The 25,963-nt window shown below is 59.2% G+C and carries 21 protein-coding genes and 3 pseudogenes; 16 read left to right on the forward strand and 8 right to left on the reverse strand.

Translation table 11 applies throughout. The features are described from left to right. The first annotated feature begins 515 nt into the window (after positions 1 to 515). Complete coding sequence (bfr, locus tag JCM15831_RS09770) at positions 516 to 1,007, forward strand: bacterioferritin (RefSeq protein ID WP_025824128.1); 492 nt, start codon at positions 516 to 518, stop codon at positions 1,005 to 1,007. Positions 1,008 to 1,116: 109 nt separating this feature from the next. On the opposite strand, the gene JCM15831_RS09775 is transcribed toward bfr, so the two are convergent. Next, entirely contained in the window at positions 1,117 to 1,347 is a 231-nt protein-coding gene (locus JCM15831_RS09775; RefSeq protein ID WP_025824129.1) for a (2Fe-2S)-binding protein, read from the reverse strand. Between the two features lie 89 nt (positions 1,348 to 1,436). Then, positions 1,437 to 2,481, reverse strand: a pseudogene (gene hrcA, locus JCM15831_RS18090) (heat-inducible transcriptional repressor HrcA). An 80-nt stretch (positions 2,482 to 2,561) separates the two neighbouring features. Between hrcA and JCM15831_RS18095 the strand changes: the two are divergent. The 4 genes from JCM15831_RS18095 to JCM15831_RS09800 all read left to right on the forward strand — a co-directional run bounded on the left by JCM15831_RS18095 (position 2,562) and on the right by JCM15831_RS09800 (position 5,447). After that, on the forward strand, positions 2,562 to 3,296 hold the full coding sequence (locus JCM15831_RS18095; RefSeq protein WP_232228112.1) for an MOSC domain-containing protein: 735 nt from the start codon (positions 2,562 to 2,564) through the stop codon (positions 3,294 to 3,296). A gap of 159 nt (positions 3,297 to 3,455) precedes the next feature. Then, entirely contained in the window at positions 3,456 to 4,187 is a 732-nt protein-coding gene (gene rph, locus JCM15831_RS09790) for a ribonuclease PH (protein WP_025824130.1), read from the forward strand. Continuing rightward, entirely contained in the window at positions 4,184 to 4,801 is a 618-nt protein-coding gene (gene rdgB / locus JCM15831_RS09795) for an RdgB/HAM1 family non-canonical purine NTP pyrophosphatase (RefSeq protein ID WP_025824131.1), read from the forward strand. Before rph ends, rdgB begins: the two co-directional genes overlap by 4 nt. A gap of 19 nt (positions 4,802 to 4,820) precedes the next feature. Then, positions 4,821 to 5,447 carry a hypothetical protein gene (locus JCM15831_RS09800; RefSeq protein WP_156938819.1) on the forward strand — a complete coding sequence of 209 codons (627 nt, stop codon included), beginning with the start codon at positions 4,821 to 4,823 and terminating at the stop codon, positions 5,445 to 5,447. A 74-nt stretch (positions 5,448 to 5,521) separates the two neighbouring features. On the opposite strand, the gene JCM15831_RS09805 is transcribed toward JCM15831_RS09800, so the two are convergent. Beyond that, positions 5,522 to 6,151 (reverse strand): LysE family translocator, encoded by a 630-nt coding sequence (locus JCM15831_RS09805; RefSeq protein ID WP_025824133.1) that lies wholly within the window; start codon positions 6,149 to 6,151, stop codon positions 5,522 to 5,524. Between the two features lie 151 nt (positions 6,152 to 6,302). After that, positions 6,303 to 8,171, reverse strand: coding sequence for an ABC transporter ATP-binding protein (locus tag JCM15831_RS09810; protein WP_084490647.1), 1,869 nt, complete (start codon positions 8,169 to 8,171; stop codon positions 6,303 to 6,305). Between the two features lie 50 nt (positions 8,172 to 8,221). On the opposite strand from JCM15831_RS09810, the gene nth reads away from it, so the two are divergent. Both nth and JCM15831_RS09820 read left to right on the forward strand, forming a co-directional pair. Then, a complete protein-coding gene (gene nth, locus JCM15831_RS09815; RefSeq protein WP_232228113.1) occupies positions 8,222 to 8,932 on the forward strand; it encodes an endonuclease III in 711 nt (236 codons plus the stop codon). Further along, positions 8,929 to 9,216, forward strand: coding sequence for a DUF1330 domain-containing protein (locus JCM15831_RS09820; protein ID WP_025824136.1), 288 nt, complete (start codon positions 8,929 to 8,931; stop codon positions 9,214 to 9,216). Before nth ends, JCM15831_RS09820 begins: the two co-directional genes overlap by 4 nt. Before the next feature lie 81 nt (positions 9,217 to 9,297). Here JCM15831_RS09820 and glf read toward each other — a convergent pair whose 3' ends face one another. After that, a complete protein-coding gene (gene glf / locus JCM15831_RS09825; RefSeq protein WP_025824137.1) occupies positions 9,298 to 10,446 on the reverse strand; it encodes a UDP-galactopyranose mutase in 1,149 nt (382 codons plus the stop codon). A gap of 21 nt (positions 10,447 to 10,467) precedes the next feature. Then, positions 10,468 to 11,454, reverse strand: a complete 987-nt coding sequence (gene galE / locus JCM15831_RS09830) for a UDP-glucose 4-epimerase GalE (RefSeq protein ID WP_025824138.1) — start codon at positions 11,452 to 11,454, stop codon at positions 10,468 to 10,470. 397 nt (positions 11,455 to 11,851) lie between these two features. On the opposite strand from galE, the gene JCM15831_RS09840 reads away from it, so the two are divergent. Next, complete coding sequence (locus JCM15831_RS09840; RefSeq protein ID WP_025824139.1) at positions 11,852 to 13,102, forward strand: cation:proton antiporter; 1,251 nt, start codon at positions 11,852 to 11,854, stop codon at positions 13,100 to 13,102. A gap of 2 nt (positions 13,103 to 13,104) precedes the next feature. On the opposite strand, the gene JCM15831_RS22730 is transcribed toward JCM15831_RS09840, so the two are convergent. Both JCM15831_RS22730 and JCM15831_RS22735 read right to left on the reverse strand, forming a co-directional pair. Then, positions 13,105 to 14,343, reverse strand: a complete 1,239-nt coding sequence (locus JCM15831_RS22730; RefSeq protein ID WP_232228114.1) for a ComEC/Rec2 family competence protein — start codon at positions 14,341 to 14,343, stop codon at positions 13,105 to 13,107. Then, on the reverse strand, positions 14,259 to 15,206 hold the full coding sequence (locus JCM15831_RS22735; protein ID WP_051528444.1) for a ComEC/Rec2 family competence protein: 948 nt from the start codon (positions 15,204 to 15,206) through the stop codon (positions 14,259 to 14,261). The genes JCM15831_RS22730 and JCM15831_RS22735 overlap by 85 nt, the downstream gene beginning before the upstream one ends. 455 nt (positions 15,207 to 15,661) lie before the next feature. Between JCM15831_RS22735 and gltX the strand changes: the two are divergent. From gltX to JCM15831_RS09885, 8 genes and pseudogenes are all read left to right on the forward strand, one after another. Continuing rightward, positions 15,662 to 17,067 (forward strand): annotated as a pseudogene (gene gltX / locus JCM15831_RS18105) (glutamate--tRNA ligase). Beyond that, a complete protein-coding gene (locus JCM15831_RS09855) occupies positions 17,060 to 18,001 on the forward strand; it encodes an aspartate carbamoyltransferase catalytic subunit (RefSeq protein ID WP_025824140.1) in 942 nt (313 codons plus the stop codon). The pseudogene gltX and the gene JCM15831_RS09855 overlap by 8 nt, the downstream one beginning before the upstream one ends. Continuing rightward, a complete protein-coding gene (locus tag JCM15831_RS09860; RefSeq protein ID WP_025824141.1) occupies positions 17,998 to 19,290 on the forward strand; it encodes a dihydroorotase in 1,293 nt (430 codons plus the stop codon). The genes JCM15831_RS09855 and JCM15831_RS09860 overlap by 4 nt, the downstream gene beginning before the upstream one ends. Then, the gene (gene plsY, locus JCM15831_RS09865) at positions 19,287 to 19,937 is read left to right on the forward strand and encodes a glycerol-3-phosphate 1-O-acyltransferase PlsY (RefSeq protein WP_025824142.1); all 651 of its coding nucleotides are present in this window, start codon (positions 19,287 to 19,289) and stop codon (positions 19,935 to 19,937) included. The genes JCM15831_RS09860 and plsY overlap by 4 nt, the downstream gene beginning before the upstream one ends. Positions 19,938 to 19,943: 6 nt before the next feature. Further along, a complete protein-coding gene (gene dprA / locus JCM15831_RS09870) occupies positions 19,944 to 21,071 on the forward strand; it encodes a DNA-processing protein DprA (protein WP_025824143.1) in 1,128 nt (375 codons plus the stop codon). A gap of 41 nt (positions 21,072 to 21,112) precedes the next feature. Beyond that, positions 21,113 to 23,854 (forward strand): annotated as a pseudogene (topA, locus tag JCM15831_RS18110) (type I DNA topoisomerase). 179 nt (positions 23,855 to 24,033) lie between these two features. Further along, positions 24,034 to 25,578, forward strand: coding sequence for a S41 family peptidase (locus JCM15831_RS09880; RefSeq protein WP_025824144.1), 1,545 nt, complete (start codon positions 24,034 to 24,036; stop codon positions 25,576 to 25,578). After that, positions 25,575 to 25,907, forward strand: a complete 333-nt coding sequence (locus tag JCM15831_RS09885) for a DUF1491 family protein (RefSeq protein WP_025824145.1) — start codon at positions 25,575 to 25,577, stop codon at positions 25,905 to 25,907. The genes JCM15831_RS09880 and JCM15831_RS09885 overlap by 4 nt, the downstream gene beginning before the upstream one ends. Positions 25,908 to 25,963: the final 56 nt, after the last annotated feature.

Below are 25,963 nucleotides of genomic sequence, written 5' to 3' on the forward strand. Positions count from 1 at the left end.
GGCGGCTTCCCGCCCCGTGGCCGTGGCGGCCCGCGCTCAGACCGTGGTGGTGACCGCGGAGGCGATCGTGGAGAGCGTGGTGGCGAGAGAACCGAACGTCCGTCATTCCGCAAAAGCGGACCGGCAGGCAGTGGCAAGAGCTCGTCGCGCAAGCGCTACTAATACTATCTGCCCCGCTTAAAACCCGGCCAAAGAGGCTTCGACGCAATTCCGAAAGCGCCGAAGCCCCTCTAAATACCGGAGACCACTTTCCCAGACGCCCCGCCCTGTGCGGGGCGTCTGTCGTTTATACAATCTGATTTTCGGCTCTTTCAGTTGTTGCAAATGAATTTCAACAACAATTACTGACTCACTTCCAATACAGAGAGTCATTTGCAACTAGAATACAGTGAATCTCATCTCCCGTTATTTCTATTGCACCGCCCTGACTTTCATGCTTGAAGGTTTTCACAGACACATACGGCATAGCGGGCGCATCACATCTGAGCGCCGCAAAACTCCCCGAAGGAATACCCATGCTTAAAGATCCGAAAGTCGTCGAGCATCTGAACATTCAGCTGACCAATGAGCTGACTGCCATCAACCAGTATTTCCTCCATGCGCGCACGCTGAACCATTGGGGCGTGACCAAGCTCGGCAAGAAGGAATATGACGAGTCCATCGAAGAGATGCGTCATGCTGACTGGCTGATCGAGCGCATTCTGTATCTCGGCGGGCTGCCGAACGTGCAGCGCCTCAACCAGATCCTGATTGGGGAAAGCGTCGAGGAAATCCTCGCCTGCGATCTGAAGCTTGAAGAGAAGGCTCTGGCCGATCTGCGTGAAGGCATTGCGTATTGCGAAAGCGTCCGTGACTACGTGTCACGTGATCTCCTGATCCGCATCCTTGCCGATGAAGAAGAGCATGAAGACTTCATCGATCGTCAGTTCGATCTAATCAAGCAGGTTGGCATCCAGCGCTACATCACGCTGAACTCTGCCGCTGCACCCGACCAGACCACAGACTAAAAACCCGGTAGAGAACCGCCAGAAGCATCGCTTCCGGTTCAGACCGTCAAGAGCCCGACAGCCTTAAGGTTGTCGGGCTTTTTTGTTGCCTTGTTCAGAGCCATCGCTCTCAGGCGAAGGCCGCAGCCCCGGCACTCTGATCGACCTGCTGGAACGCCATGGCACTCTCCTGCCGTTCTCGCAAAAGGTTACGCAGCGTGCATGTGACGCCGGGCACGCAATTGCCGCATTGCGCCTTGCACCCTTTGGAAGCGTAAACTTCTTTCGGCCGCGAAGCGCCCCGACGGACGGCGTCGGCGATATCATGATTGGTCAGGGCGTTACACGAACAGACGATCATAAGCCATTCAACTCCAGAACGCCCTGACCGTAACAGCGTATGAGAACCAGTCGCAACTATAAATTGCGAGTGATTCTTAAAAAATGATGTCAGCTCAACAGGCGCCCGATCACCCGAGCCGTATAATCCACCACAGGACGATGCGTCCGTAATTGAGCCGTGTGGGACCGATAACGCCGATCGCGCCGACAATGCGGTTCGTCTCGTTGCGGGCGGGAGCGACGACCATGGAGACGCCCGACATGCCGAAGAACCCGCTTTCGGCCCCGATATAAATCCGAACACCATCGGAATCCTGCGCCAGTTGCAGCAGGCGCAGCATGGTCTCCTGCGCCTCCAGCCGTTCGAAGAGCATCTGGATCGTTGTCAGCTTCTCGATCTCGGTGATATCGGTCAGGAGGTTGCCCTGACCACGCAGATAAAGCGTGCCGTGCTGCTCGTCCCACGTCGCCAAACCGCTCTCGATGACACTCGCAGCCAGCGAATCCAGATCGGAACGATTTTGCTGCAGGTTTTGCGACACACGCTGGCGCAGAGCGCTCAGGGTCACATCACCCAGAAGCGAATTAAGGTAATTCCCGGCCTCGATCAGAGCAGAAGGCGGCAGACCCGGCGGCGTTTCGATCACCCTGTTTTCAACCTGTCCGTCCGCCGCCACGAGAATGACCAGCGCCTTGCCCGGACCCAGCGCGACGAACTCGATATGTTTGAGCGCACCGTCTCCTTTCGGGGCCAGAACCAGCCCCGCCGCCGCAGAGAGTCCCGAGAGCATGGACGACGCCTCGGCAAGCGTCTCCTGCATCGAACGGCCTTTCAGCGCCAGCCTCCCGGCGATATGAGCCCGCTCGATGTCGTTCAGCGCGCCGAATTGCAGGAGGCCATCCACGAAAAGACGAACCCCTTTTTCGGTTGGCAGACGCCCGGCAGAGACATGAGGCTGAACAGGAGCCCGGCCTGTGTCAGCTCTGCCATCACATTGCGAATGGTCGCAGAAGACAGAGACGGTGTCAGGCGCTGGGCCAGTGTCCTGCTCGCGACCGGGTCGCCCGTCTCCATATATTGTTCGACAATTTCGCGCAGCACGCTTGCCGAGCGAGCGTCCATGCCGCCCGGCAGGCTGGAGAGATCGATCATATCCTGCCCTTTCGCGTGACCCGGACGAGGAGAGAGAGCATGGTCCCTGCCTGCCCTTTCCCGGATCTGGAGTCGCGTTCTTGACCCATATTTCAGCCTTATACATCCATCCGGTCAAAAGCCTCCACCGTATCGATGTCCCCCTTCTCGAGCTGGAACCGTGGGGACCGAAAGGGGATCGCCGCTGGCTGGTCATCTCCCCGGACGGGAAATTCATGACCCAGCGCCAGCATCCGGCAATGGCGCGGCTTCTGACTGCACTTGACGGGGAGACGCTCACCCTGAGCGCGGAGAACTTCTCCCCCCTGATCGTGACGCCTCCTCCTGCCTCAGCGCCGATCTCGCTTGTGAGTGTCTGGAAAGACCGTGATATCGAAGCCCTCGATGCAGGCGACGGACCCGCTGCCTGGTTGAGTACGTTCCTCGAGACGCCGTGTCGACTCGTTCATATGGCGGCTCCCGACCGCGCCAGACCTGCGGAATTCGGTAGTGTGAGCTTTGCAGACGGCTATCCGCTGCTTGTAACTAATACGGCCTCTCTGAGCTCTCTCAACGAACGCCTCGACACCCCCGTCCCGATGGAACGGTTCAGGCCCAATATCGTGGTCGAGAGCGAGACACCCTGGGGGGAGGATGACTGGCGTCTTCTCAGAATTGGCACTGTGGAGCTGGAGCTGGTCAAGCCGTGCAGCCGCTGCATCGTCACGACAATCGATCAGGAGACCGGGACGATCCCTGTCCCGCGTGAGCCGCTCAGGACCATGACAAAGTTTCGCCACCAGCCGGCGGGGTCATGTTCGGTCAGAACGCCCTGATCCGACGTGCGGGAACCATCAGACTGGGAGACCGGATCGAATGCCTGAACTGACCCTGAAGTCACCCTGTTTTGTTCGGGACGCTTTTGTCATTCCGGGCACGACGCGCTAAGGCTGCTGCAAAATTACGTTAGCCTGCCCAGATTGAGGGAAAAGATCATGTCCAGCACCCGTCCGTCCGGCCGTAAGGTCGATGAAAACCGCGTTGTCTCCATCGAGCCGGGCTTCGCCCGCCATGCCGAAGGCTCGGTGCTCATCCGTGTCGGCGGGACCGAAGTCCTTTGCGCTGCCTCGATCGAAAACCGTGTTCCGCCCTTCCTTCGTGGCCAGGGTCAGGGATGGATCACTGCAGAATACGGCATGCTGCCCCGCGCCACCCACACTCGCGGCAATCGTGAAGCTGCAAAGGGAAAGCAATCGGGTCGCACGCAGGAAATCCAGCGCCTGATCGGACGGGCCCTGCGCGCCTGTGTCGATCTGCGTGCGCTCGGTGAAATGACCATCACGCTCGACTGCGACGTCCTCAATGCCGATGGGGGGACACGCTGCGCCGCCATCACCGGCGCCTGGGTGGCCCTTGCCATCGCCCTCGACAAGCAGGTCAAGGCAGGCACGCTCAAGCGCTCTCCGCTGCGCGCCCAGGTCGCTGCTGTTTCCTGCGGGCTGACCGACGCAGGCGCCGTGCTCGATCTCGACTATATCGAAGACAGCTCAGCCCAGGCCGACACCAATTTTGTGCTGACCAGTGAGGGCGGCATCGTGGAAATTCAGGGCACAGCCGAAGACGCCCCCTTTAGCGAAGACGAGTTCCACACGCTGATGGCGCTGGCCAAGACCGGAACGGCACGCCTTTTCGATGCCCAGCGCGCTGCGCTCGAAAGCGTTGCATGACCAGCGAGCGTCGCCTGAACAGGGGCGAGCGCATCGTGCTCGCCAGCCATAACAAGGGCAAACTGGTCGAATTCCGTGCCCTTTTGGCCGAAAGCGGCATTGAGATTGTCTCCGCGGCTGAGCTCGGCCTCCCCGAGCCGGAAGAGACTGCGGAGACCTTCGAAGGTAACGCCGCGATCAAGGCACTCGCCGCGGCGAAGGCGACGGGTCTGCCCGCTCTTTCGGATGATTCCGGTTTCTGTGTCGCGGCACTCGACGGACGCCCGGGTATCTACTCGGCACGCTGGGCAGGTCCTGGCGGTGACATGTCCATCGCAATGCAGCGCGTGCATGACGAGATGGGAGCCTCGCCTGACAGACACGCCGCGTTTGTCGCCGTGCTCTGCCTTGCCTGGCCCGACGGGACAACACGCTATGCCGAAGGACGCTGCGAAGGTGAGGTCTGCTGGCCGCCGAAAGGCGATCAGGGCCATGGATACGACCCGATTTTCATTCCGCAGGGCGATCGCCGCAGTTTCGCCGAACTCTCAGCCGATGAGAAGAATGCAATCAGCCATCGCGGTCGTGCGTTGGAACGTTTCCTCGCGACCTGCGTCTCGACCGATCCCGCTTAACCAGTCTGGAGTTGTCCTCATGAAGACAAGCCCGTTGTTTTTCGCTGCTTGTGCGCTTGCCCCTTTCATGGCGGCATCGCACGCAGCGCCGCAATTCGACCCAACAGGATTTGAACTCCGCGAGACAAAAGCCCTGAGCATCTCGGTCAAACCGATCACGTCGCTTTCCACGCAATCTGCGCCAAATGCCTCCTATCGCATCGTAGCAGAGGGGATCACGCTCAGCAGCGAGGCACGCCAGCCGACCGCCTATCATGCGCGTCAGCCCCGCACCGAACTGTCAGAGTCGCATATCTGGCGTGTGCAGGATCAGCCCGCATCATTCGAGACGACAATCCGGATTGATCGGTTCCCCAAGAGCGGACAGCCTGTCCTGACGGAACTGACACCGGAAACCGACGCAGCTCCCTTGCTGCGCCTCACTCTTGATGGCGATCGCGTTGTCCTGACGGGACAGATCGAGAATGCCTCGAAAAACGGGATCGCGGTCGGCACGCTCGACAAGACCCACGAGGCTCATATTCTAGTCCAGACCCAGCCCGACGGCCGCGTGGCAGTGTCCGTCAATGGCACGGAAAGCCAGCTGCATCTGACCCGTCAGGCGCTCGCCACTCCCGTGGTCTTCCGCACGGCGCCCATGCCATAAACGACGTCGGCACCTCTCCCGATACCATCTCCGTCACATTAACCGGGCTGACATCACGCCACGGTCAGAACGCCTCAAGCCTTCGCACGTAAGATTACGATTCCGAATACGATAAAGACGAAGGCAGTCAGACGGTTAAAGGCCCGTCTGACTGGCCTGCGACTCAGAAAGCGCGAGAGGGAATGACCTCCGACCCCGTAGAGGGTGAGCCACAGCGTGTCAGAGCAGAGATAAGTCACAAGCAAAATGCCGAACTGCGACAGCACCGGAAGATGGTGATCGATGAATTGCGGGAAAAAGGCTGCTGCGAAAAGCAAGAGCTTCGGATTGCTGATTCCGACCAGAAAACCGGTCCGATAAAGACGCCACGCACTGGCTCCGACAGGAGACCCTCTCTCCGGACGAGACGTCTCCGGTGACTCGTCAGCGCGCCACGCCTTAATCCCCAGATAAATCAGATAGGCGGCACCCGCATAACGGATGACGTCGAACAGACGCGGCATGGCGGTCAACACCGCCCCGATTCCGGCCATGGAAAGAACAAGCGCGAGCAGCAATGCCGTGATACAGCCGGCCATCGCCGCCGTGCTCCGCCTGAACCCGAACTCCACCGAGCGGCTCAGTGCGTGCATCATGTTGGGGCCTGGGGTCGCCGATATGAAGAAAACGGTGACGACAAAGAGCCACCAGGTCTGCAAGGTCATGATTGCTCCATCGTCCGTCCCGGAATTGCCCCTGCCTCACGAGACCCTAGGGGGGCCGGGAAGGCTCTCTAAACGGGATGCCTATCATAATTCAGAGCCGGAACGATAGCAGAGCGGATCTAGGGTTCACGCATCAGAACCCCGCCTTTCCTCACCCTTCGAGCGATTGCAGCTCGAACAGACGGCGATAGATTCCCCCTTCGCGCTGGATCAACTCGCCATGAGCGCCATCTTCCTTCAGCTCTCCTTTGCTAAAGACCAGAATGCGATCGAGCTCCATGACTGTGGACAGACGATGCGCCACAACGATCACCGTACGTCCGGCCATAAGCCGTTGCATGGCCTCCTGAACCAGAACCTCGGACTCGGAATCCAAGCTCGATGTTGCCTCGTCGAAGATCAGAAGCGGAGCATCGGCCAAAAAGGCGCGCGCAATGGCAACGCGCTGACGCTCACCGCCAGAAAGCTTCACGCCACGCTCACCGACCAGCGTGGCATAACCCTCTGGTAAGCGCTCGATAAAGGCGCTGGCATTGGCAAGTTTGGCCGCGCGCTCGATCTCCTCCTGAGTCGCTCCGGGGCGTGCATAGGCAATGTTTTCTGCCAGCGAACGATGAAAAAGCATCGGCTCCTGCGGCACAATCGCAATGCGCGCCCGCAACGAATCCTGCGTCACATCGCGGATATCGACACCATCGATCAGCACCTTGCCTTCGCTCGTGTCATAAAGCCGCTGGATAAGCTTGGTGAAAGTCGTCTTGCCCGAGCCACTCGGCCCGACAAGAGCGACGCGTGACCCGGGCTCGATCCTGACATCCAGCTTCTGGTAAAGAGGCGTGTCCTGACCGGGATATTGAAAGCTCACTGCGTCGAAATCGACCCGCCCCTCGGTAAACGAGGCGTTTCCCGCGCCCTTGCGATCCTGCACATCAGGTGACTGTTCGAAAATCGCCACCAGTTCTTCCATCTCATTGACGGAACGCTGGACCTGACTCACCTGCTGGCCCAGATCGCGCAGATAGCCCTGCACGAGGAAGACCATCGTCAAAACATAGGCGACATCGCCCGGGCCTGCCTTGCCTTTCCACCACTGCCAGACAATCAACGCCACGAGCAACATACGCATGGCCAAGGAGGCAAGTCCCTGAAGATTGGCGCTATTCGTGCCTCTGATCCAGGTTCGGGCCGTCCGGGCGCTCCAGGCTTTCAACACCCTGCCCAGACGTCGCTCTTCGCGCTGCTCGGCACCGAAGGCCTTGACGACAGCGTTACACGTCACCGCATCTGCGATGGCCGCACCTACTTTGGTATCGAGACGGTTAGCGGCTCGAGCCGAAGGCGCGACATAACTGAGCGTCAGGGCAACCGAGAGCCAGGTAAACAAGACGACCGAGAGAGCCAGCACAGCGCCCATGAACGGCGAGTGCCAGGCCAGCACGAGCGTCGTACCGGTGAGGACCAGAACCTCGGGCGCAATCAGAAGAAGGAGCGTGTCATCGAGCGTATCCATTGCCCACATGCCGCGTGTCAGCTTGCGCACGGTCGAACCCGCAAAATTATTAGCGTGCCAATCCGTCGAGAAACGCTGCACGCGGGCAAAACCCTGCGAAAGAGCACGCTGCATGATCGCAAGGCTCAGATGCGTGATGCCCAGATAGGAGGAACGACGCCCCAGCAGACCGATCAGGCCCAGAGTGATCAACCCGCCAACCATCAGCAGCGCATCGTTGCGAAGCGTCACCTGAGCCGCATCATGCGGGGCACCGCCTGTGTGACTCGAAATATCGGTAACCAGCCGCCCGGAAAGGACCGGGGTCGCGACATCGGTAATCGTCGCCAACGCAATACCCAGAACGGTCCGCGTCAGATGCTTCGGATGTTCAAGCCAGCGGCGAACGACAAACAGGACGATATCGACAAAGGCAATATCGCGCTGTTTCTGACGAGGTTTTCGAGGGTTCTGGTCGGACTCGGACACGAAAGAAAGCTCCTCCGCCGGATGGCACAACCGGGCGGGCATACTGGAAGTCTTGATAGGGAAGCGCTTATTGTGGGGTTTCAAGCGCTCTTATGCAACATGGTGATCCGGTTCTGATGTCTCTTCCCTCGGCCAAGCGGCCCATGACACGTGCTCAGGCACGCGACTTCATCACCTCACTCGCCAATGCCAACCCGGATGCCGAGAGCGAACTCGATTACAGCACTGCCTTCTCGTTGCTTGTGGCAGTCGTGCTCTCCGCGCAGGCCACCGATAAATCGGTCAACAAGGTGACGGCGGGACTTTTCGCGGACGCTCCAGACCCCGCCGCTATGGTGGCACTCGGAGAGGAAGGCATTGCCGCTCATATCCGCACAATCGGGCTATGGCGCGCAAAGGCCAAGAACGTCCTCAAACTCTCTGAGCAGCTTCTGGCGCTCCATGGCGGGGAGGTTCCCGCCGATCGCGAAGCGCTGGAGGCCCTTGCCGGCGTTGGACGCAAAACGGCCAGCGTGGTGCTGAACGTGATGTTCGGAGAGAGTGCAATGGCCGTCGATACGCATATCTTCCGCCTGGGCAATCGTACCGGGCTGGCGCCGGGAAAAACCACCCGCGCCGTTGAGGACGGCCTTATCAAGCGTATTCCGCCCGACATGCTGCGCCCCTCGCATCACTGGCTGATTTTGCATGGTCGTTATGTATGCAAGGCGCGCAGTCCCGAATGCTGGCGCTGCGTCGCTTTTGCGCCTTGTCTTTTCCCACTCAAGACCCAAACTTTAATGTCGAAAGGATCTGTCCCATGAGCGCTTACCTCGTCTTTACCCGCGAAGAAACTCTCGACCAGAAGGAGCTGGATACTTATTTCTCTCTCGTCACCGAGACCTTAGAGGGACATCCAGTCAAACCAATTGTTACTTATGGCAAGCAACAAAGCCTCGAAGGCAGCGAGCCCGAGGGGATTGTGATCCTCGAATTTCCCGACCGTGAGTCTGCACTGGGCTGGTACGAAAGCGACGCCTACCGCAAGGTGCGCGAACACCGATTTAAAGGTGGAAAGTACCGCGGCACACTGGTCGAGGGCGTCTGAGTTTCTCTACCCTGAAAAGCCCTTCCTTGTCCGAGCTTTAGCCCGGACGGGGAAAGGCCCACAGCTTCAGCGACGATCGCCTCAAGTTGGATCGATAAAAAATGCAGGAAGCGGTTCCCCTTCGTTCAAGGCCACGTCTATTCGGTCGCAGGCACTTAAAGCTTCAGAAATCGTGACGTCCATATCCAGGTAGCGGTAGGTTCCCAGACGTCCGAGGAACGAGACGTTAGGTGTGTTTCCCGCAAGCTCGATATACTGTTCGAGCATCGTTTTCTCATTCGCCAACCGGATCGGATAATAAGGAACATCGTTAGGCTCCGCCAAACGGCTGTATTCCCGGAATGAGACTGTTTTCTGCAGAGCATCTGCCTCCCAAGGCGCAAAATGCTTATGCTCAGAAATGCGTGTATACGGCACCTCCTGATCGCAATAATTAATCACTGCTGTGCCTTGATAATCACCATCGCTATCAATGCGTTCGAAATCGAGCGTTCGATAGCCGAGGCGACCAAGCCTGAACTCAAAATAGCGATCGATTGGGCCCGTATAGAACACATGGTGGAATTCTTCGGAGATTTCCTCGAATTTCGTGTTCAGACGAAGGTCGATATTCGTCGATTTCAGAATATTCTCGACAATGGCCGAGTATCCCCCTTCAGGCATTCCCTGATAGGGATGATTGAAGTAATTATCATCGTAATTAAAGCGCAGTGGCAATCTCTTGAGGATGGAGGCAGGAAGTTCTGTCGGTTCGAGCCCCCACTGCTTGCGGGTATACCCATAGAAAAACGCTTTATAGAGCTCAGGACCAATCATTGAGAGCGCCTGCTCTTCAAAGTTTTTCGGCTCCTTGATCGACCTGTCAGCCTTTCCGGCAATGAAGCTCCGCGCCTGAGCTGGAGACATTGTTGTCTCGAAAAACTGGTTGATCGTCAGCAAGTTGACCGGGAGCGTGTACATGCGCCCTTTCGAGACGGCCTTCACGCGATTTACATAGGGCAGGAAGGTGCCGAACTGACAGATATAGTCCCATGCACGCCGGTCTGCCGTATGGAAAATATGCGGCCCATAGTGGTGCACCATGACGCCCGTAGCTTCATCCCGCGCGGTATGACAGTTACCTGCAATATGGGTTCTCTCATCGAGAAGAAGAACCTTGTGCCCTTTCTCCGACAGATGTCGGGCGATAATGGCCCCGCTAAACCCCGCACCGACAACGCAAAATCTCATAGCTTCATTCCGGATATGATGTCATCTCTCATAACCCTGAGGATGACTCTCACGCCAGCGTAATGCTGTCTCGACAATCTGATCAAGGTCGCCGTAGCGTGGCGACCAGCCGGTCTCCTGCCTGAGAGTTGTCGAGTCCGCCACGAGGTGAGAGGGGTCGCCCTCGCGCCTCGGCGCGGCCTCCCACGGTACCTTTCGACCGCTCACGCGCTCGACACTCCGGATGACTTCCAGATTGGAATATCCCTGACCACTACCGATATTATATGTCACGCTCCGATTATCGATTTGCCCGAGCGCGCAAATATGAGCATCGGCAAGGTCCGTCACATGGACATAATCCCGGATACACGACCCATCCCGTGTAGGATAATCCGTTCCGAAGAGGCGTAGTGCGGGGCGGCGCCCAAGCGCTGCGTCGATCGTCAGAGGAATGAGATGAGTTTCAGGTCGATGGTCTTCCCCTGCCCGTCCCCCTGGATCAGCTCCGGTTGCATTAAAATATCTCAGGCACGCACTGCGAAGACCGTGCAACTCGTGAGCCCAGTGTAAGACCCTCTCGATCATGAACTTGCTCTCCCCATAGGGTGAGCCAGGCTGCACGAGCGCGGTTTCCGGAATAGGGTCGAGACGTTCAGGTCCACCGAAAAGCGCTGCGGTTGACGAAAAAACGATTTTCTTGACGCCGTGCTCAACGCAGGCCTGAACAAGATTGAGTGCGGTCAGAAAGTTCTGCCGCAGATAGTGCAAAGGCTCGCGCATGCTCTCTCCAACCAGGGAAAGAGCGGCAAAATGCAGGACGCCATCCCAGGCTCCCTGAGCGACAACTCTGGCAGTTGCCTGATAATCACTGAGATCGACCTCATGGAAGATGACGTTTGCGGGAACAGCCTTGCGGTGGCCCGTGCTCAGATTATCGAGAACGACAACCTCGTGACCTGCATCCAACAGAGCCAGCACCGCATGACTACCGACGAAACCAGCACCACCGGTCACGAGATAACGCATTCAGGTCTCCTGAGAGAAAAAACTTCGTATTTCTACGTAGAGATCTTTCCTCCAAACCGATCAATACAGGAAATCGAGACACGTCGAAAAAACAGAATCATCGAAAAAAACGCCGCATTGGTCCGAAGGAAGAAAACGAGAAACGTCGGTCACCTTTGGAACATCGACGTCGGCTGAGACCTTCCCCCTGGCTCGCCACCTTCCTCAAATTCCCCTTTTCATCCGTGCGTCAGATCGTCCTCGAAATGGTGGCTGCAACCGGCCCACAGGGCAAAGTAGTGAACATTTTCGAGGATGCGTACGCCAAATCGTCATGCGAAAATTGAGACAAAAGCAGTGTATTCACGTTAGCTTGCAAGTCTGTCTTGTTTTTTGACCTGAAGCTTCCGAAGGTTCCATGTCCTCACTCAGCCTGTTCGCAATTCTTCTGACGCTCTGCACCTTGTGCGGCATCCTCAATTACAAGTTCCTGCGACTGCCGATGACGATCGGGATCCTCTTGATTGCTTTGGCAGGCTCTCTCCTGCTCAAGGCTCTCGATATCGCCCTGCCAGGGGTCGATCTGCATACCTTACCCATGTCGATCCTCGACTCAGCCGATCTGCCAGGCAATCTGCTGGATGGTGCGCTTTCTTTCCTGCTTTTCGCAGGTGCTCTTCAGGTCGACACCACCGAGATGATGAAGCGGAAATTCTCCGTCTTGTTTCTGGCCATCGTCGGGACCATCCTCGCGGTCTTCCTTCTTGCCGGGGCAATGTACTGGGTCATGGCGGCAGTGGGGCTGCACATGCCTTTTCTCTGGTGTGTCGTGCTGGGCGCTATCCTTGCTCCGACCGACCCGGTTTCTGTCGTGGGCATGTTGCGCCGCCTTGGCTTGCCCGGACCGATTCAGGCCATCTTCGCCGGAGAAAGCCTTTTCAATGACGGGATAAGCATTGTCATTTTTGGCCTCGCCATGTCGCTTGTCACCGGCGATGCCCAGCATCTGACACTCATCGACGCTTTCAGGGCGTTTGGGCTCGAAGCCGTCGGTGGCAGCGCACTGGGTTTCGTCGCCGGGATGATCGGTCTGCTCTGCTTCCGTACGGCGAGAGACAGCCATCTTCAGCTTCTCGTATCGCTCAGCCTGGCAGCAGGCACGTTCAGCCTCGCTCATGCTTTGGGCATGTCCGGCCCTATCGCAGTCGTCGTGGCCGGCCTCTGCCTCGGTGGCAAACGCGCCCAGAGCAGTATGGACGATCATGCCCGAAAGGAGCTCAACAGCTTCTGGACTCTGGTCGACGAAATTCTGAACGCGCTCCTTTTCCTGATGATCGGCTTCGAGGTTCTTGCGGCCATTCCGGGACATCGCGCGCTCTGGGCATTGCTGATTGGAATTCCGCTTTCGATCGCAGCGCGCGCTCTGAGCGTATTTCTCGCGATCCTGCCGATCCATCTTTATGGAGAACACCGAGGCCGGATGCTCGCAGTCCTGACCTGGGGAGGATTGCGCGGCGGCATTTCGCTTTCCCTGGCTTTGACCCTCCCTGCAGGGCCGATGAAAGATGTGTTGGCCCCGATCTGCTACGGCATTGTGGTCTTCACGATCCTTGTGCAAGGCCTGACCATGGAGCCCGTGGCGCTCTATTTTTATCCCAGGAAGAAATAGGCCTATTCTGCCTGCGCCAACGGCAGATTGGGCACGCCTTTGAATCCGACGCGCGGCACCCAGAAACGGCTACCGCGCCATGACCGGTCCGAAATAACCTTCATCTTGCCGGATGCTGCATTCACCATGAACGCACCATCCCGCCAGACCGAAAAGCGGTCGATAAAACCGTCTGGCCTGCATCGCTCAGGCAGGGGGACAGCACTGACGATGAACGCTTCCTTCTCCTGACAGAGACGATCCTGCGCAGTTTGGGAGGGTAAGGTGAACCAGATCGTGACCGGCCTCCTCCCGATTTTCAAAGTGCAGCCAGTCTCTGCGCAGGACGGCGAAACGGCACTTCTCTTGACCTGCAGAGGCCAGGCGCGTTCCCACTCGGCGAGCCTCTGATTTTCGAGCCCGTTATGCGGGCCGACAAACCAATGCCACCCTTCCCTGAACGCCATCAAGCCAGCATCCGGTGACACCAACAGACGCGGCCTCTCTCCCCAGAGGGGCGAAAAACAGCCGACGACGATTGGCAGGATAAAAACCAGACGAGTCCTGCCACGCCATAAGCAAATTCCGGCAAGCCCCGCCATATAGACCGGGAGCCCCCACCACATCATGCGAGGAACAGGAACATGGGCGAAGGGTAAGGCGGACACATGACTGGCCAGAAACGAGATTACCCCGATCCCCTGTCCCATCACCCAGAGCGGTAGCCCCGACAGGCCAAATGGCATAAGCAGCAAGGAGCATAGTCCCGCGGGCATGACGCAAAAGGCCGCAACGGGCACTGCCAAAAGATTGGCCAGAATGAACCAAGGTTGAAAGCTTCCGAACCCGGTCATAACGATAGGCAATGTTGCTCCGCCTGCCAGCAGACTGGTCAGAGAGAGCAACATGAGGTGATGACCGATCCCGGATTTTTTCCCTTGCTCGGCTCTCCTGACGAAAGAGGGACGCAATGCCTCGTATCCCGCGATCAACGCCATGACTGCAGCAAATGACATCTGGAAAGACAGATCGAGCACAAGCACAGGCGATACGATAAGCAGCCCCAGCGCAATCAGCGCCAAAGAGCGCATCGACAAAACCCGTCGTCCACCGAGCAGCGCACAAGTGGCAAGCCCAGCCATGCCAAGACTTCTCAAGGCGGGAAGATGCAGACCCGTCAGAAAGACGTAGACCGCTCCCGCGCCAAGAGCGACGCAGGCAGCAATCTCCCGACAGGGTAGACGCAGCCCCAGCCAGGCCATATTACAAGCACGCGCCTCGAGACGGTGAACACGACGCCCATAACGAGCCCGAGATGTAATCCGGCAACCGCCAGAATATGAGCGAGGCCTGAGGCCGCGTAAGCCGCGCGTGTCTGCCGACTAATCCCCTCCCCATGACCTGCGAGCAGTGTCGATGCAATTGCGGCACGCTGCCCCGAGAGGTGCCCGGCAATGTCAGCGGCAATCAGGAGACGCCAACGTCCCCATACATAGCCTTTCGGCGTCTGGATAACGTCAGGCGCTCCGAGCACGCGCCCGGTTCCAGCGAGAGAGTCGAACCATGCCTCTTTCTGACGATCGCGTCCGCCGGGAAATGCAGGCCAATCGGGCGGACGCAGAACCGCGCGCAGGCGCAGTTTCATCCCGGGCGTGTAGCTCCGGTCGTCTCGCGCAAAAAGAATCAGATCACGTTTCAGCGGTGCCATTCCGATATCGACACCGCTTTCGAAAACGGCGTCTTTGATGCGCCAGCGCTGCCGGATCTGACCCGCTTCCTCCCTCCTCGACACATCGGAGAGCGTACCCCTCATCAAGACCGCGAGGGAGGGCAACGCAGGCATCGGGGGTTGCCTCCTTGCCTGACCTCGCATCGACAAAAAACCAAGACTGATCACCAGTAGAGCGTAGCCTGCACATCGTGTCGTCAGCCGTCCCCAGCCAAAGACTAAAACAGTCAGGCCTACTCCGCCGCCGACACTTCCTGCCCAGAACCCGGGTTCATGCCGTGGAAGGAAATAAAGCAGGCTGCCAATCGCCCAGCCCACGGGAAGCCATGCGCTCAGAGCGCGGCCCTGTGCGAGCAAGCGCGCTTCAACATAGTCCGCGAGCCGAGAGAAATTCATGGGGCTTTGCCCCAAACCCCACCAAAGGGCCGTCGCCCTTTGGAAACGATTACTGAAGATTGGTCAGGGGATGAATGATGCGTAGAGTTTACCATCATCTCACTGCTTGCCTTTATCTTCAAAACATACGTAGAGAAGAAAGATTACTCTATAAGTAATTATAGTAGTTATATAAATATATGATTTATCTATATACAATTATAATTGTTTATGATTCTGTGATCGTTTTTATAGCTCAAAACCTCAACTTCCTGCTCGGGGGTCGAAAGTCGGCGTGTGTGAGCCACATCTAAACAACGATACCCCTACAAGACACGCCCTCCCCTCTTCCGAGGAAAACACGTCTTTTCCTTGCGCTGCGAGGCTTTGATCAGAGCGACGCGGCGCCTTTCGATCCGTTCACAACATAATGCCATCCGGTAGTGTGGTGTCGCCAATCATGCTATGCAGCCGCCATGACCGTTCGCACACGCTTTGCCCCTTCTCCCACCGGCTTGCTGCATATCGGCAACGCCCGTGCAGCCCTGTTCAATTTCCTTTTCGCCCGTCATCACGGCGGACAGTTCCTGCTCAGAATTGAGGATACGGATCGTGAGCGCTCAACGCAGCGCGCGGTCGACGTCATCTTCGAAGGCCTGGCCTGGATGGGAATCACGACGGACGAAGATCCCGTGTTCCAGTCCACGAGGCAGGACCGCCATACCGAAGTGGCGCAGGAATTGCTGGCAAAAGGTCTGGCCTATCGCTGCTTCTGCACAGCCGATGAGCTGAAGCAGATGCGCGAAGACGCCATAGCAAACGGCAAGCCGCCCCGTTACAACGGCATGTGGCGCGACCGTGATCCTTCCGAAGCGCCTGCAGGCGCGCCATTTGCCGTGCGTCTCAAGGCGCCGCGCGACGGCGAGACCGTGATCACCGATCTGGTTCAGGGCGAGGTGCGCGTGGCCAATGCCGAAATGGACGATCTCATCATTCTGCGCTCGGATGGCACGCCTACCTATCTCCACGCCGTTGTATGCGACGATCATGACATGGCCATCACCCATGTCATCCGTGGGGACGACCACCTGACAAATACGTTCCGTCAGGCGATGATCTATCGCGCCATGGGCTGGGACCTGCCTCATTTCGCGCATTTGCCGCTCATCCACGGTCCTGACGGGGCCAAGCTGTCCAAGCGTCATGGCGCACAATCTGTGGTCGAGTTCCGTGACGAAGGCTTCCTGCCCGAAGCGCTCTGCAACTACCTGCTGCGTCTCGGCTGGGGTCATGGCGATGCCGAGATCCTGAATCGGGAAGAACAGATCCGGCTGTTCGATCTCGACGGCGTGGGCCGTTCGCCCTCACGCATGGATTACGTCAAGCTGACCCACCTCAACGGCGTCTATATGCGTGAGGCCGACGACGCGCGCCTGACCGATGATGTGCTGGATCGTCTGAAAGAGCGTGAGGACATCACGGTTGATGACACGCTGCGGGCGCGCCTGCTGACACTCATGCCGGGCCTCAAAGAACGCGCGAAGATGCTGACCGAGCTCGCCGATAGTGCGGCCTTCCTCGGACGCGCCCTGCCTTTCACCTATGACGCCAAGCGCAGAAGCAGCTTTCCGATGAAGGCAAGGACGTTTTACGCGGTGTCGCTCAGGCACTCGCCCTCGTCGAACCTTTTGACGCTTCGGCCATCGACGGTGCGCTACGCGAGTTCGCCGAGAGCAAGGCCATCAAGCTCGGTCAGGTGGCACAGCCCTTGCGCGCGGCCATGACAGGCAGCACGGTCTCGCCCGGTATCGATCTGACCCTACAAGCCCTTGGCCGGGACGAGGTTCTGGCCCGTATCGGAGCTGCTATTGCCCATGGCTGAGACGCTCACCCGACGTCACCACCTGCTCGGCCTCGAAGGCATGAGCGCTGCGGAGATCACGCCTTTTCTCGATCTCGCAGCGAATTATGCCCTGTTGAGCCGCTCGCGCACGGGACCTCGCGATGCTCTGCGCGGCCGCACTGTCATCAACATGTTTTTCGAGGACAGCACGCGGACCCGCACGAGCTTCGAGCTTGCAGGTAAACGTCTGGGGGCCGACGTGATCAACATGACGGTCGCCACATCGTCGGTGAACAAGGGTGAGACCCTGCTCGACACGGCAGCCACACTCAACGCCATGCGCTGCGATCTGCTGGTTGTGCGTCACGGCCAGTCCGGTGCGCCTGCCCTGCTGGCACAAAAGGTTGAAGCAAGTGTGGTCAATGCCGGAGACGGCATGCACGAGCATCCCACGCAGGCGCTGCTCGACGCTTTGACGATCAAGCGCCATCTGGGGACGTTGAGTGGCCTGACCGTGGCCATCTGCGGCGATGTCGGCCATAGCCGCGTCGCACGCTCGAATATCCATCTTCTGACCGCCATGGGCAGCAAAGTGCGTCTCGTCGGGCCGCCGACACTGGTCCCTGCGGCCATGGCGTCTCTTGGAGACGTGTCCATCCATCACGACATGGAAAGCGGACTTCGTGACGCCGATGTCGTCATGACATTGCGCCTGCAGCGGGAGCGCATGGGCGCCGGGCTGGTCCCAAGTGCCCGTGAGTTCTTCCGTTTCTATGGCGTCGACAGCCGCCGACTCGCCCTGGCGAAACCGGGCGCTCTCGTGATGCATCCAGGCCCCATGAACCGCGGTGTCGAAATCGCCTCTGACGTGGCCGATTCAGCTCAGAGTGTCATTCAGGAACAGGTTGAGATGGGTGTGGCCGTGCGCATGGCCGTACTCGACCGACTTTCACGCATGCGGACAGCATCATGACCGATCTTGTTTTCGAAAACGTCCGGCTGATCGATCCTGAAGCGGGTACCGAAGCACCCGGTCGTCTTCTGGTCCGGGACGGGCACATCGCCGGTCGAGACAAGGCAGGAGCAGAGGGCAAGCCGGAGAACGCCGAGATCATCGATGGCGCAGGAGCAGTCCTTTCCCCCGGCCTGATCGACATGCGCGTTGCGATCGGCGAACCGGGCTTTGAATACCGCGAAACTATTGCTTCCTGCGCCCGCGCTGCCGTGTCCGGGGGCGTTACGACAATCGCGGCACTGCCGAATTCCAAGCCCGCCATCGACGAGCCTGCTCTTGTCCGCCTTCTGCGCAGCCGCGGTGAGGAAATGGGACTCGTCACTATCCTGCCTTACGGGGCTCTGACCAAAGGCTGCAATGGCGAGGAAATGGCTGAACTCGGCATGCTGCGCGAAGCGGGTGCCGTTGCCTTCACCGATGGGATCCGGGCCATCGCCGATACCAAGCGCATGCGCCAGCTTCTGGCCTATGCAAAAGGCATCGACGCGCTTGTCGTGCAGCACCCCGAAGATCCGTCTCTCGCGAAGGGGGGCGCCGCAACGGCAGGAGCGCTTGCAACCCGCATGGGCCTGCCGCAAATCCCGGCGGCTGCGGAGGCTATCCTGATTGCCCGCGATCTTCGTCTGGCTGAGATGACGGGCGCTCGACTGCATTTCGGCCATGTCTCGACGGGAGAAGGTCTCGCCCTGATCCGTCAGGCCAAGGCTAAAGGGCAAGCGATCACCTGCGATACGGCGCCGCCCTATTTTGCCCTCAATGAAGAGGCGATCGGCGCGTTTCGCACCTATGCCAAGCTGTCGCCACCCTTACGGTGTGAAGAGGATCGTCTGGCAGTCTGCGCGGCTCTGGCCGACGGCACTATCGATGCGATTGCCTCTGACCATGCGCCTTGGGATGCCGATGACAAACGGCTGCCCTTCGCTCAGGCCAGCGCGGGCGGGACGGGTCTGACCACACTGCTCGGCGTCGGTCTCTCACTGGTACATGACAGGCACCTGACTCTGCCCCAACTGATTGCGCTGATGACAAGCCGGCCAGCGAGTCTGCTCGGCAGCGACGCCGGAACGCTCAATGACGGGGCCAGCGCCGATCTGTGTCTGTTCGACCCCGATGCGGAATGGGTGGTCGAGGCTGGCAGTCAGCCCGGTCGCGCGCAGAATACGCCGTTCGACGGACGACGCCTCAAAGGACGCGTGCGCGGCACCTGGAAAGCCGGGCGTCAGGTCTATGACGGGAGCCCGGCATGATTGCCACGCTGCTCACCCCGCCCTTCCTGCTCTGCGCCGGTCTGGCCTATCTGCTCGGCAGCATTCCGTTCGGATTGCTGATCAGCCATATCGGTGGGGCTGGAGATATCCGTAAGATCGGCTCAGGCAATATCGGCGCGACAAACGTGCTGCGCACGGGACGCAAGGGACTTGCCGCCGCAACGCTTTTACTTGATGGGCTCAAAGGCGCTCTCGCCGTCCTGGTCGTACAGTTGCTGCTCGATTCCGGCCTGCAGACCGGCATGGCCATCGCGGCTGTAAGCGTCGTTATCGGTCACTGCTTTCCGATCTGGCTCGGATTTCGGGGAGGCAAAGGTGTGGCGACGGGGCTCGGCGTCCTCTTTGCTCTTTGCTGGCCGGTCGGTATCGCGTGCTGCATAGTCTGGCTTGCGATCGCCAAGCTCTCCCACATTTCCTCCGCGGGCGCACTCGCCGCCTTCGCAGTGGCACCCTTCATCATGCCGCCGCTCGCCGAGCAGCCGGTTCACAGTCCGCTTCCGATTGCGACATTGCTTCTGACACTCCTCATCCTTTTGCGTCATACGAGCAATATCAAGCGTATGCTGCTGGGACGCGAATCGAGAATCAACATCGATCCGACCCCGCAGACCAAGCGCGAAATCTGACGGTCGATGACAGCCCTCCTCGCAGGGAACGAGCGCCTCGACAGGGTGCGTCTCGCTCGTACTGAGGGGATCGGGCCAGTCAATTTCCGCCGTCTTTTGAACGAATATGGCTCGGCAACCGCTGCCATAGAGGCGCTGCCCGAGCGGGCACGCAAGGCAGGGCGACGGGCCGGGGTCTCGATCCCGTCACGCGAATCGATCTCCGAAGAAGAAGCCGCGCTCGCACGCTTCAGCGGGCGCATGATGGTGCTTGGAGAAAGCGATTATCCGCCTCTTCTGGCACGCATTCCTGATGCGCCACCCGTGCTCAGCCTTTGGGGCCGAAGCGATCTTCTTTCCAGACGGTCAATCGGCATTGTCGGCGCCCGTAATGCCTCGGCAGGGGGGCTCCGCATCGCCGAGGCTCTCAGTGGGGCCCTCGCCCATGAAGACTGCGTGATCGTCTCAGGACTGGCACGCGGAATTGATACCGTTGCCCATCGCGCCGCATTGCATCAAGGCATGACGATCGGAGCAGCGGCAGGAGGACTCGACTGCTTCTATCCCCCCGAGAACGAAACTCTCTACCGTGCTGTCGCCGAGCGAGGCTGCATTGTGACCGAAGCGCCTCTCGGCACGATCCCCCAGGCCCGTCATTTCCCACGGCGAAACCGACTCATCGCCGGACTCTCTCTTGGTGTCATTCTGGTCGAAGCGGCTCTCCGTTCCGGGACGCTGATCACGGCACGCCTTGCCCTTGAATACGGTCGCGATGTCTTTGCTGTACCGGGATCGCCCCTCGATCCACGCTCTCGTGGCGGCAACGACCTCATTCGTCAGGGTGCGATCCTGACGGAAACCGCACAGGACGTACTTGCCCAGATCGAGAGCGGCACAGGCCCGCGCCTATCCCCGGAATGGACCGGGCTGCCCGGGTTTTCAGAGCCCTGTTCTGCAGGTTTTGCGCCTGCACCTGCTCCGGATGAAGTGCGTGACAGGGTTCACGAACTCCTTTCTCCAACAGCCATAGCAGTTGACGACATCGTAACGCGCTGCCAGTTCTCGGTATCCATGGTGCTATCCGCCCTGTCAGAACTCGAACTTGGCGGCTTAGCGACCTTTCTTCCCGGGGGTCAGGTTGTGCTTTCAACCTGAGTCGCGGGTTCTGTGCAGGCCGGAGCGGTTCTGGAGTAGTGATGACTGATGTCGTAGTGGTCGAGAGCCCGGCAAAAGCAAAGACCATCAACAAATATCTGGCGATAATTTCATCGTTCTGGCATCCTTCGGCCACGTCCGCGACCTGCCGCCCAAAGACGGCAGCGTGCGTCCCGATGAAAATTTTGCCATGGACTGGCAGACCGATGAACGCGGCGCAAAGCAGATGGCGACCATCGCCAAGGCCGTTAAAAACGCTGGCACGCTCTATCTCGCCACTGACCCGGATCGCGAAGGCGAGGCGATCTCGTGGCATGTGCGCGCCGCACTGGAAGAAAAAAATCTGCTGCGCGGCAAGAACGTGCAGCGCGTCACGTTCAACGAGATCACGAAGTCGGCTGTACAAACGGCCATGGCCAACCCGCGTGAGCTCGATCAGCCCCTGATCGATGCCTATATGGCGCGACGTGCCCTCGATTATCTGGTTGGCTTTACCCTGTCGCCTGTCTTGTGGCGCAAACTGCCGGGCAGCCGCAGTGCAGGGCGCGTGCAATCGGTCGCCTTGCGTCTGATCTGCGAGCGTGAAGCTGAAATCGAGGTTTTCAAGAGCCGTGAATACTGGTCGATCACAGGATCATTTGCGACACCGCGCAATGCTGCCTTCTCAGCTCGATTGACCCATCTGGAAGGGCGCAAGCTCGATCAGTTCGACCTCGATAATGCCGAGAAGGCCCACGCAGCGCGTGACCTCGTTGCGAAGACGGCCTTTGCCGTCCGCTCGGTCGAACGCAAAAAGGCCAAGCGTAACCCGCCAGCTCCTTTCACGACCTCGACGCTCCAGCAAGAAGCCTCGCGCAAGATCGGCATGAGTGCCCAATCGACCATGCGCGCAGCCCAGCAGCTCTATGAAGGGGTCGATCTGGGCGGGGAAACGGTCGGCCTCATCACCTATATGCGTACCGATGGCGTGACGATGGCCTCTGAGGCAATCACCGCCATACGTGCCATGATCGGCGACTCTTATGGCGCCCGCTACCTGCCCGAAAAGCCTCGCGTCTATACGAGCAAGGCCAAGAATGCTCAGGAAGCGCACGAAGCCATCCGCCCCACCGATGTGAGCCGAACCCCCGAATCGATGGCCCGCCATCTTTCGGGCGAGCAGATGCGACTCTATGAACTGGTGTGGAAGCGCGCTGTTGCCTCGCAGATGCAATCGGCAGAGCTCGATCAGGTTGTCGTCGATCTGACGGACTCGACCAGCCGGACTGTCTTGCGTGCGAATGGCTCGATCATCGCGTTTGAGGGCTTCCTCAAGCTCTATACCGAAGGTCGGGACGACACGAAGACTGACGACGATGAAGGCCGCGTCCTGCCCGCGATGAACGAGGGAGAGAGCGTCTCCACCAGAAACGTCGAGGCGGATCAGCATTTCACCCAGCCGCCACCGCGCTTTTCCGAAGCGAGTCTGGTCAAACGCATGGAAGAGATCGGCATCGGTCGCCCTTCGACCTATGCTCGATCCTCGGCGTGCTGCGTGACCGTAATTACGTTCGACTCGATGCGCGACGCTTCATTCCCGAAGACCGCGGCCGTCTCGTGACCGCGTTCCTGACCTCTTTCTTCGAGCGCTATGTCGATACTGACTTCACAGCCACCCTCGAAGAACAGCTGGACGATATCTCTGACGGCCGTGCCGACTGGCACGACATCATGGCCGCCTTCTGGCGCGACTTCTCCGCTGCCGTCGCCCAGACGAAGGATCTGAAAATCTCCGACGTCATCGACGCGCTCGATGAGGATCTGGGATCCCATTTTTTCCCAGGCCGCGAAGATGGTGCGGATCCGCGTCAATGCACCGCTTGCGGCACAGGGCGCCTGGGACTGCGTCTGGGCAAGTTCGGCGCTTTTATCGGCTGCTCGAACTACCCAACCTGTCAGTTCACGCGTCGACTGGTCGCCGAAGATGGCGGCGAAGGCGAAACCCTCAAAGAGGGCATGAAGTCTCTCGGGCAGGATCCGGAAACCGGAGAGGAGGTCACGGTACGTCGCGGCCCCTACGGGCTTTACATCCAGCGCGGCGAAGCCGATCCCGATAACAAGAAAATCAAACCCAAGCGCACCACCATCCCGAAGGTCTGGAGGGCGACAAGCTGACGCTCGACAAGGCGCTTGGCCTGCTTTCCCTGCCGCGCAAGCTCGGCCTGCATCCCGAGACCGGCGATATGATCGAAGCAGGGCTTGGCCGCTTTGGGCCCTACGTCAAAATGGGCGCCATTTTCGGAACGCTGGATGCCGATGATGACGTTCTGACGGTAGGCCTCAACCGGGCCATCGATTCGCTTGCCAAGAAAATGGCTTCGATCCGCACGCTCGGAGCCCACCCCAAGGACGGGGAAGCCGTCATGATCCGTAAGGGTCGTTTCGGGCCTTATGTCCAGCACGGGCAAGTCGTCGCCAATCTGGCCAAAGGCCAGTCCATGGACGACGTGTCGCTCGAAGAAGCCCTCGCGCTTCTGCTCGAGAAAGGCAAACCTCTCAAGGCCAAGGGAAAAGCGACCCGCAAGAGCAGCAGCAAAGCCTCGCCCAGCGACAGCAGTGCCGACAAGGCCGCCCCTAAGAAGAAAGCGACCGCCAAAACGGCCTCAACAAAGAAACCAGATGCTAAAAAGCAGAGAGTCCCAGAAAGAAGAGCGAAACGGCGACAACCAAGACGAAAACAACAAAGAAATCTGCAGAAGCCCAGACAACAGATGGTGATGATATCTTCTGACAAGCGTTTTTAACGCCACAGTCTGTGGCGAAAACGTCGCTCTCCCTGCCAGACTCTCTATCGCGGCCCGCTGAAGGCCGCTAAAGTGAAAGCCTGTTGGGGAAGCCATCTTCCTGATGGTCAAGGTCACTGGCTCTGAAACACGCTTCTTTCTTGTCTGGCCCGCTTCCCCTGAAATTCGCTCGGGGAGGCATGCGTGTCCTTCTGGCCGTGAGCCTGTCCGTCTGGCTCGGAACGGCTCAGGCGGCAGAAAATGCATCACTCGATACCGGGTTGCTGAGTTCAGTTCTGTCGAGCGCTTTCCGCTTCCTGAACCCGCGCACGCTCGAAGTCCATTCGAGCCGCACTTACTGCCTGTGGGGTCTCGATGGTCTGACAGCAATCGATCCTTCAATCACGATTGCCGAGCCCCCTCACGATCCCAAGAAGCCCGCAACGCTGCGCCTGACCATCGGTCAGAAAGTCGTTTCCGAGGTCAACGAACCGGCAGAGAACGACACGCTCGAATGGGTCAAAATCATCGTCTCGACCATGGACGCGTCGTGGCAGGGTTCCGCAGCCCTTCGTGATGCAGGACGCGATGCGCTGTTGCAGAGCTTCTTTGACGAGCTTTTCAATCATCTCGACCCTTACTCGCGCTACGTCGCCCCGACACCCGCAGGCGATGATCGGGCAAACCGTACGGGCGCGCAGGCAGATGTGGGTCTTACCCTAACACGTGACGGCTCGACCCTGATCGTCAGCGCCCTCAACGCCAACGGCCCGGCCTGGGCAGCAGGCGCCAATATTGGCCAGAGACTTCTCGCAGTCGATGGCCGCGCCACCCGCAATCAGGATCCGGCAACCGTCGAGTCCTGGTTGAAGGGCGCTCCGGGAACGAAGGTCAAACTTCTCCTGGCCGACCCGGGCTACCATGGAACAGCGATTCATCTGGAGCGTCAGGTCGTTCCGCCCCAGACGGTGTTTGCCAGCATGCGCGAACATGTCGCCGTGTTCCGCATCTCCTCTTTCTCGTCCGATACGGCGGAAGAGCTCAGCCAGAACATCGATCAGGCGCTCGAAGACAAGAAACTGTCTGGTCTGATCCTCGATCTGCGCGGCGATCGTGGGGGCGTGTTGCAACAGGCCGTCACCGCAACCGCCTTGCTGCTCGACCGGGGCATCGCCGTCGTCACCAAGGGACGCGACCCGAAATCCAATCATATCTGGGCTGTGCAGGGCGGCGATATGACCCATGGATTGCCCGTGATCGCCCTTGTCGACGGACGCACGGCAAGCGCCGCCGAGATCATGGCGGCAGCCCTGGCGGATCACCGCCGCGCCGTCGTCATCGGCAGCGCGACACTCGGCAAAGGACTGGTGCAGGCTGTCGGGCAAATGCCCGATGGTGGCGAGCTCTTCGTCACCTGGAGCCGCGTTCTGGCTCCTCTCGGCTGGCCGCTTCAGGGTCTGGGCGTCACGCCTCAGATCTGCACCTCACGCGGAGCTCAGGCGCTCGACCAGCAATTACAGTCTTTGGCTCAGGGCAAGCTTCTGGATGCCGAGAGTGTCACGGCGAGCCGTGCCCTGCGCTTTCCTGTCTCGGTATCCCGCATTCTCGACATCCGACGTCATTGTCCAGCGGCCCTCGGGACCGATGCCGATCTCGATACAGCATCGCTGCTGTTACAGCGCCCCGACAGCTACAAGGCGGCACTTTCAGCCATGCCCGACGATATGGACGACGCCAAACCATGACCGAAAACCGCCTCAAATCCGGTTTCTGGGCACGTGGTCTGATGAGGCTCGTCGAGACGCAGGGTGGCTCGGCCATGATGCTCAAACGCGGGGATGACGATGCCGGGGCCGTCGTGATCGTCCTCGCAGACAGAAATGACAGGCAGGCCATCCTGCGCGAATCAGCCTTGGGCGAAGGGTGGGACCGCATCCTGATGGAATCGTCGGACGCGCTGGAAACCTATCTCGACCGACAAAAACGCTATGATCCGGATCTATGGATTCTCGAGTTTACACTCGATGATATCGAGACACCGATCGAGAAAATCCTGCCCAACCGGAGAGGGTGATGGGGCTATAATGAGCTGCCAGGCTGCAGGACCGATCCTGAAGAGTGTTGCAACCA

Origin of the sequence: Asaia astilbis JCM 15831 (assembly GCF_000613845.1) — a bacterium.
In the GTDB taxonomy this organism is placed as follows: domain Bacteria; phylum Pseudomonadota; class Alphaproteobacteria; order Acetobacterales; family Acetobacteraceae; genus Asaia; species Asaia astilbis.

Excerpts from the sequence above, each read along its gene's own strand:
- bfr (WP_025824128.1), top strand. The coding sequence starts at position 516 with ATGCTTAAAGATCCGAAAGTCGTCGAGCATCTGAACATTCAGCTGACC.
- JCM15831_RS09775 (WP_025824129.1), bottom strand. The coding sequence starts at position 1,347 with ATGATCGTCTGTTCGTGTAACGCCCTGACCAATCATGATATCGCCGAC.
- rph (WP_025824130.1), top strand. The coding sequence starts at position 3,456 with ATGTCCAGCACCCGTCCGTCCGGCCGTAAGGTCGATGAAAACCGCGTT.
- rdgB (WP_025824131.1), top strand. The coding sequence starts at position 4,184 with ATGACCAGCGAGCGTCGCCTGAACAGGGGCGAGCGCATCGTGCTCGCC.
- JCM15831_RS09800 (WP_156938819.1), top strand. The coding sequence starts at position 4,821 with ATGAAGACAAGCCCGTTGTTTTTCGCTGCTTGTGCGCTTGCCCCTTTC.
- JCM15831_RS09805 (WP_025824133.1), bottom strand. The coding sequence starts at position 6,151 with ATGACCTTGCAGACCTGGTGGCTCTTTGTCGTCACCGTTTTCTTCATA.
- JCM15831_RS09810 (WP_084490647.1), bottom strand. The coding sequence starts at position 8,171 with ATGCCCGCCCGGTTGTGCCATCCGGCGGAGGAGCTTTCTTTCGTGTCC.
- nth (WP_232228113.1), top strand. The coding sequence starts at position 8,222 with ATGCAACATGGTGATCCGGTTCTGATGTCTCTTCCCTCGGCCAAGCGG.
- JCM15831_RS09820 (WP_025824136.1), top strand. The coding sequence starts at position 8,929 with ATGAGCGCTTACCTCGTCTTTACCCGCGAAGAAACTCTCGACCAGAAG.
- glf (WP_025824137.1), bottom strand. The coding sequence starts at position 10,446 with ATGAGATTTTGCGTTGTCGGTGCGGGGTTTAGCGGGGCCATTATCGCC.
- galE (WP_025824138.1), bottom strand. The coding sequence starts at position 11,454 with ATGCGTTATCTCGTGACCGGTGGTGCTGGTTTCGTCGGTAGTCATGCG.
- JCM15831_RS09840 (WP_025824139.1), top strand. The coding sequence starts at position 11,852 with ATGTCCTCACTCAGCCTGTTCGCAATTCTTCTGACGCTCTGCACCTTG.
- JCM15831_RS22730 (WP_232228114.1), bottom strand. The coding sequence starts at position 14,343 with ATGGCCTGGCTGGGGCTGCGTCTACCCTGTCGGGAGATTGCTGCCTGC.
- JCM15831_RS22735 (WP_051528444.1), bottom strand. The coding sequence starts at position 15,206 with ATGAATTTCTCTCGGCTCGCGGACTATGTTGAAGCGCGCTTGCTCGCA.
- JCM15831_RS09855 (WP_025824140.1), top strand. The coding sequence starts at position 17,060 with ATGGCTGAGACGCTCACCCGACGTCACCACCTGCTCGGCCTCGAAGGC.
- JCM15831_RS09860 (WP_025824141.1), top strand. The coding sequence starts at position 17,998 with ATGACCGATCTTGTTTTCGAAAACGTCCGGCTGATCGATCCTGAAGCG.
- plsY (WP_025824142.1), top strand. The coding sequence starts at position 19,287 with ATGATTGCCACGCTGCTCACCCCGCCCTTCCTGCTCTGCGCCGGTCTG.
- dprA (WP_025824143.1), top strand. The coding sequence starts at position 19,944 with ATGACAGCCCTCCTCGCAGGGAACGAGCGCCTCGACAGGGTGCGTCTC.
- JCM15831_RS09880 (WP_025824144.1), top strand. The coding sequence starts at position 24,034 with ATGCGTGTCCTTCTGGCCGTGAGCCTGTCCGTCTGGCTCGGAACGGCT.
- JCM15831_RS09885 (WP_025824145.1), top strand. The coding sequence starts at position 25,575 with ATGACCGAAAACCGCCTCAAATCCGGTTTCTGGGCACGTGGTCTGATG.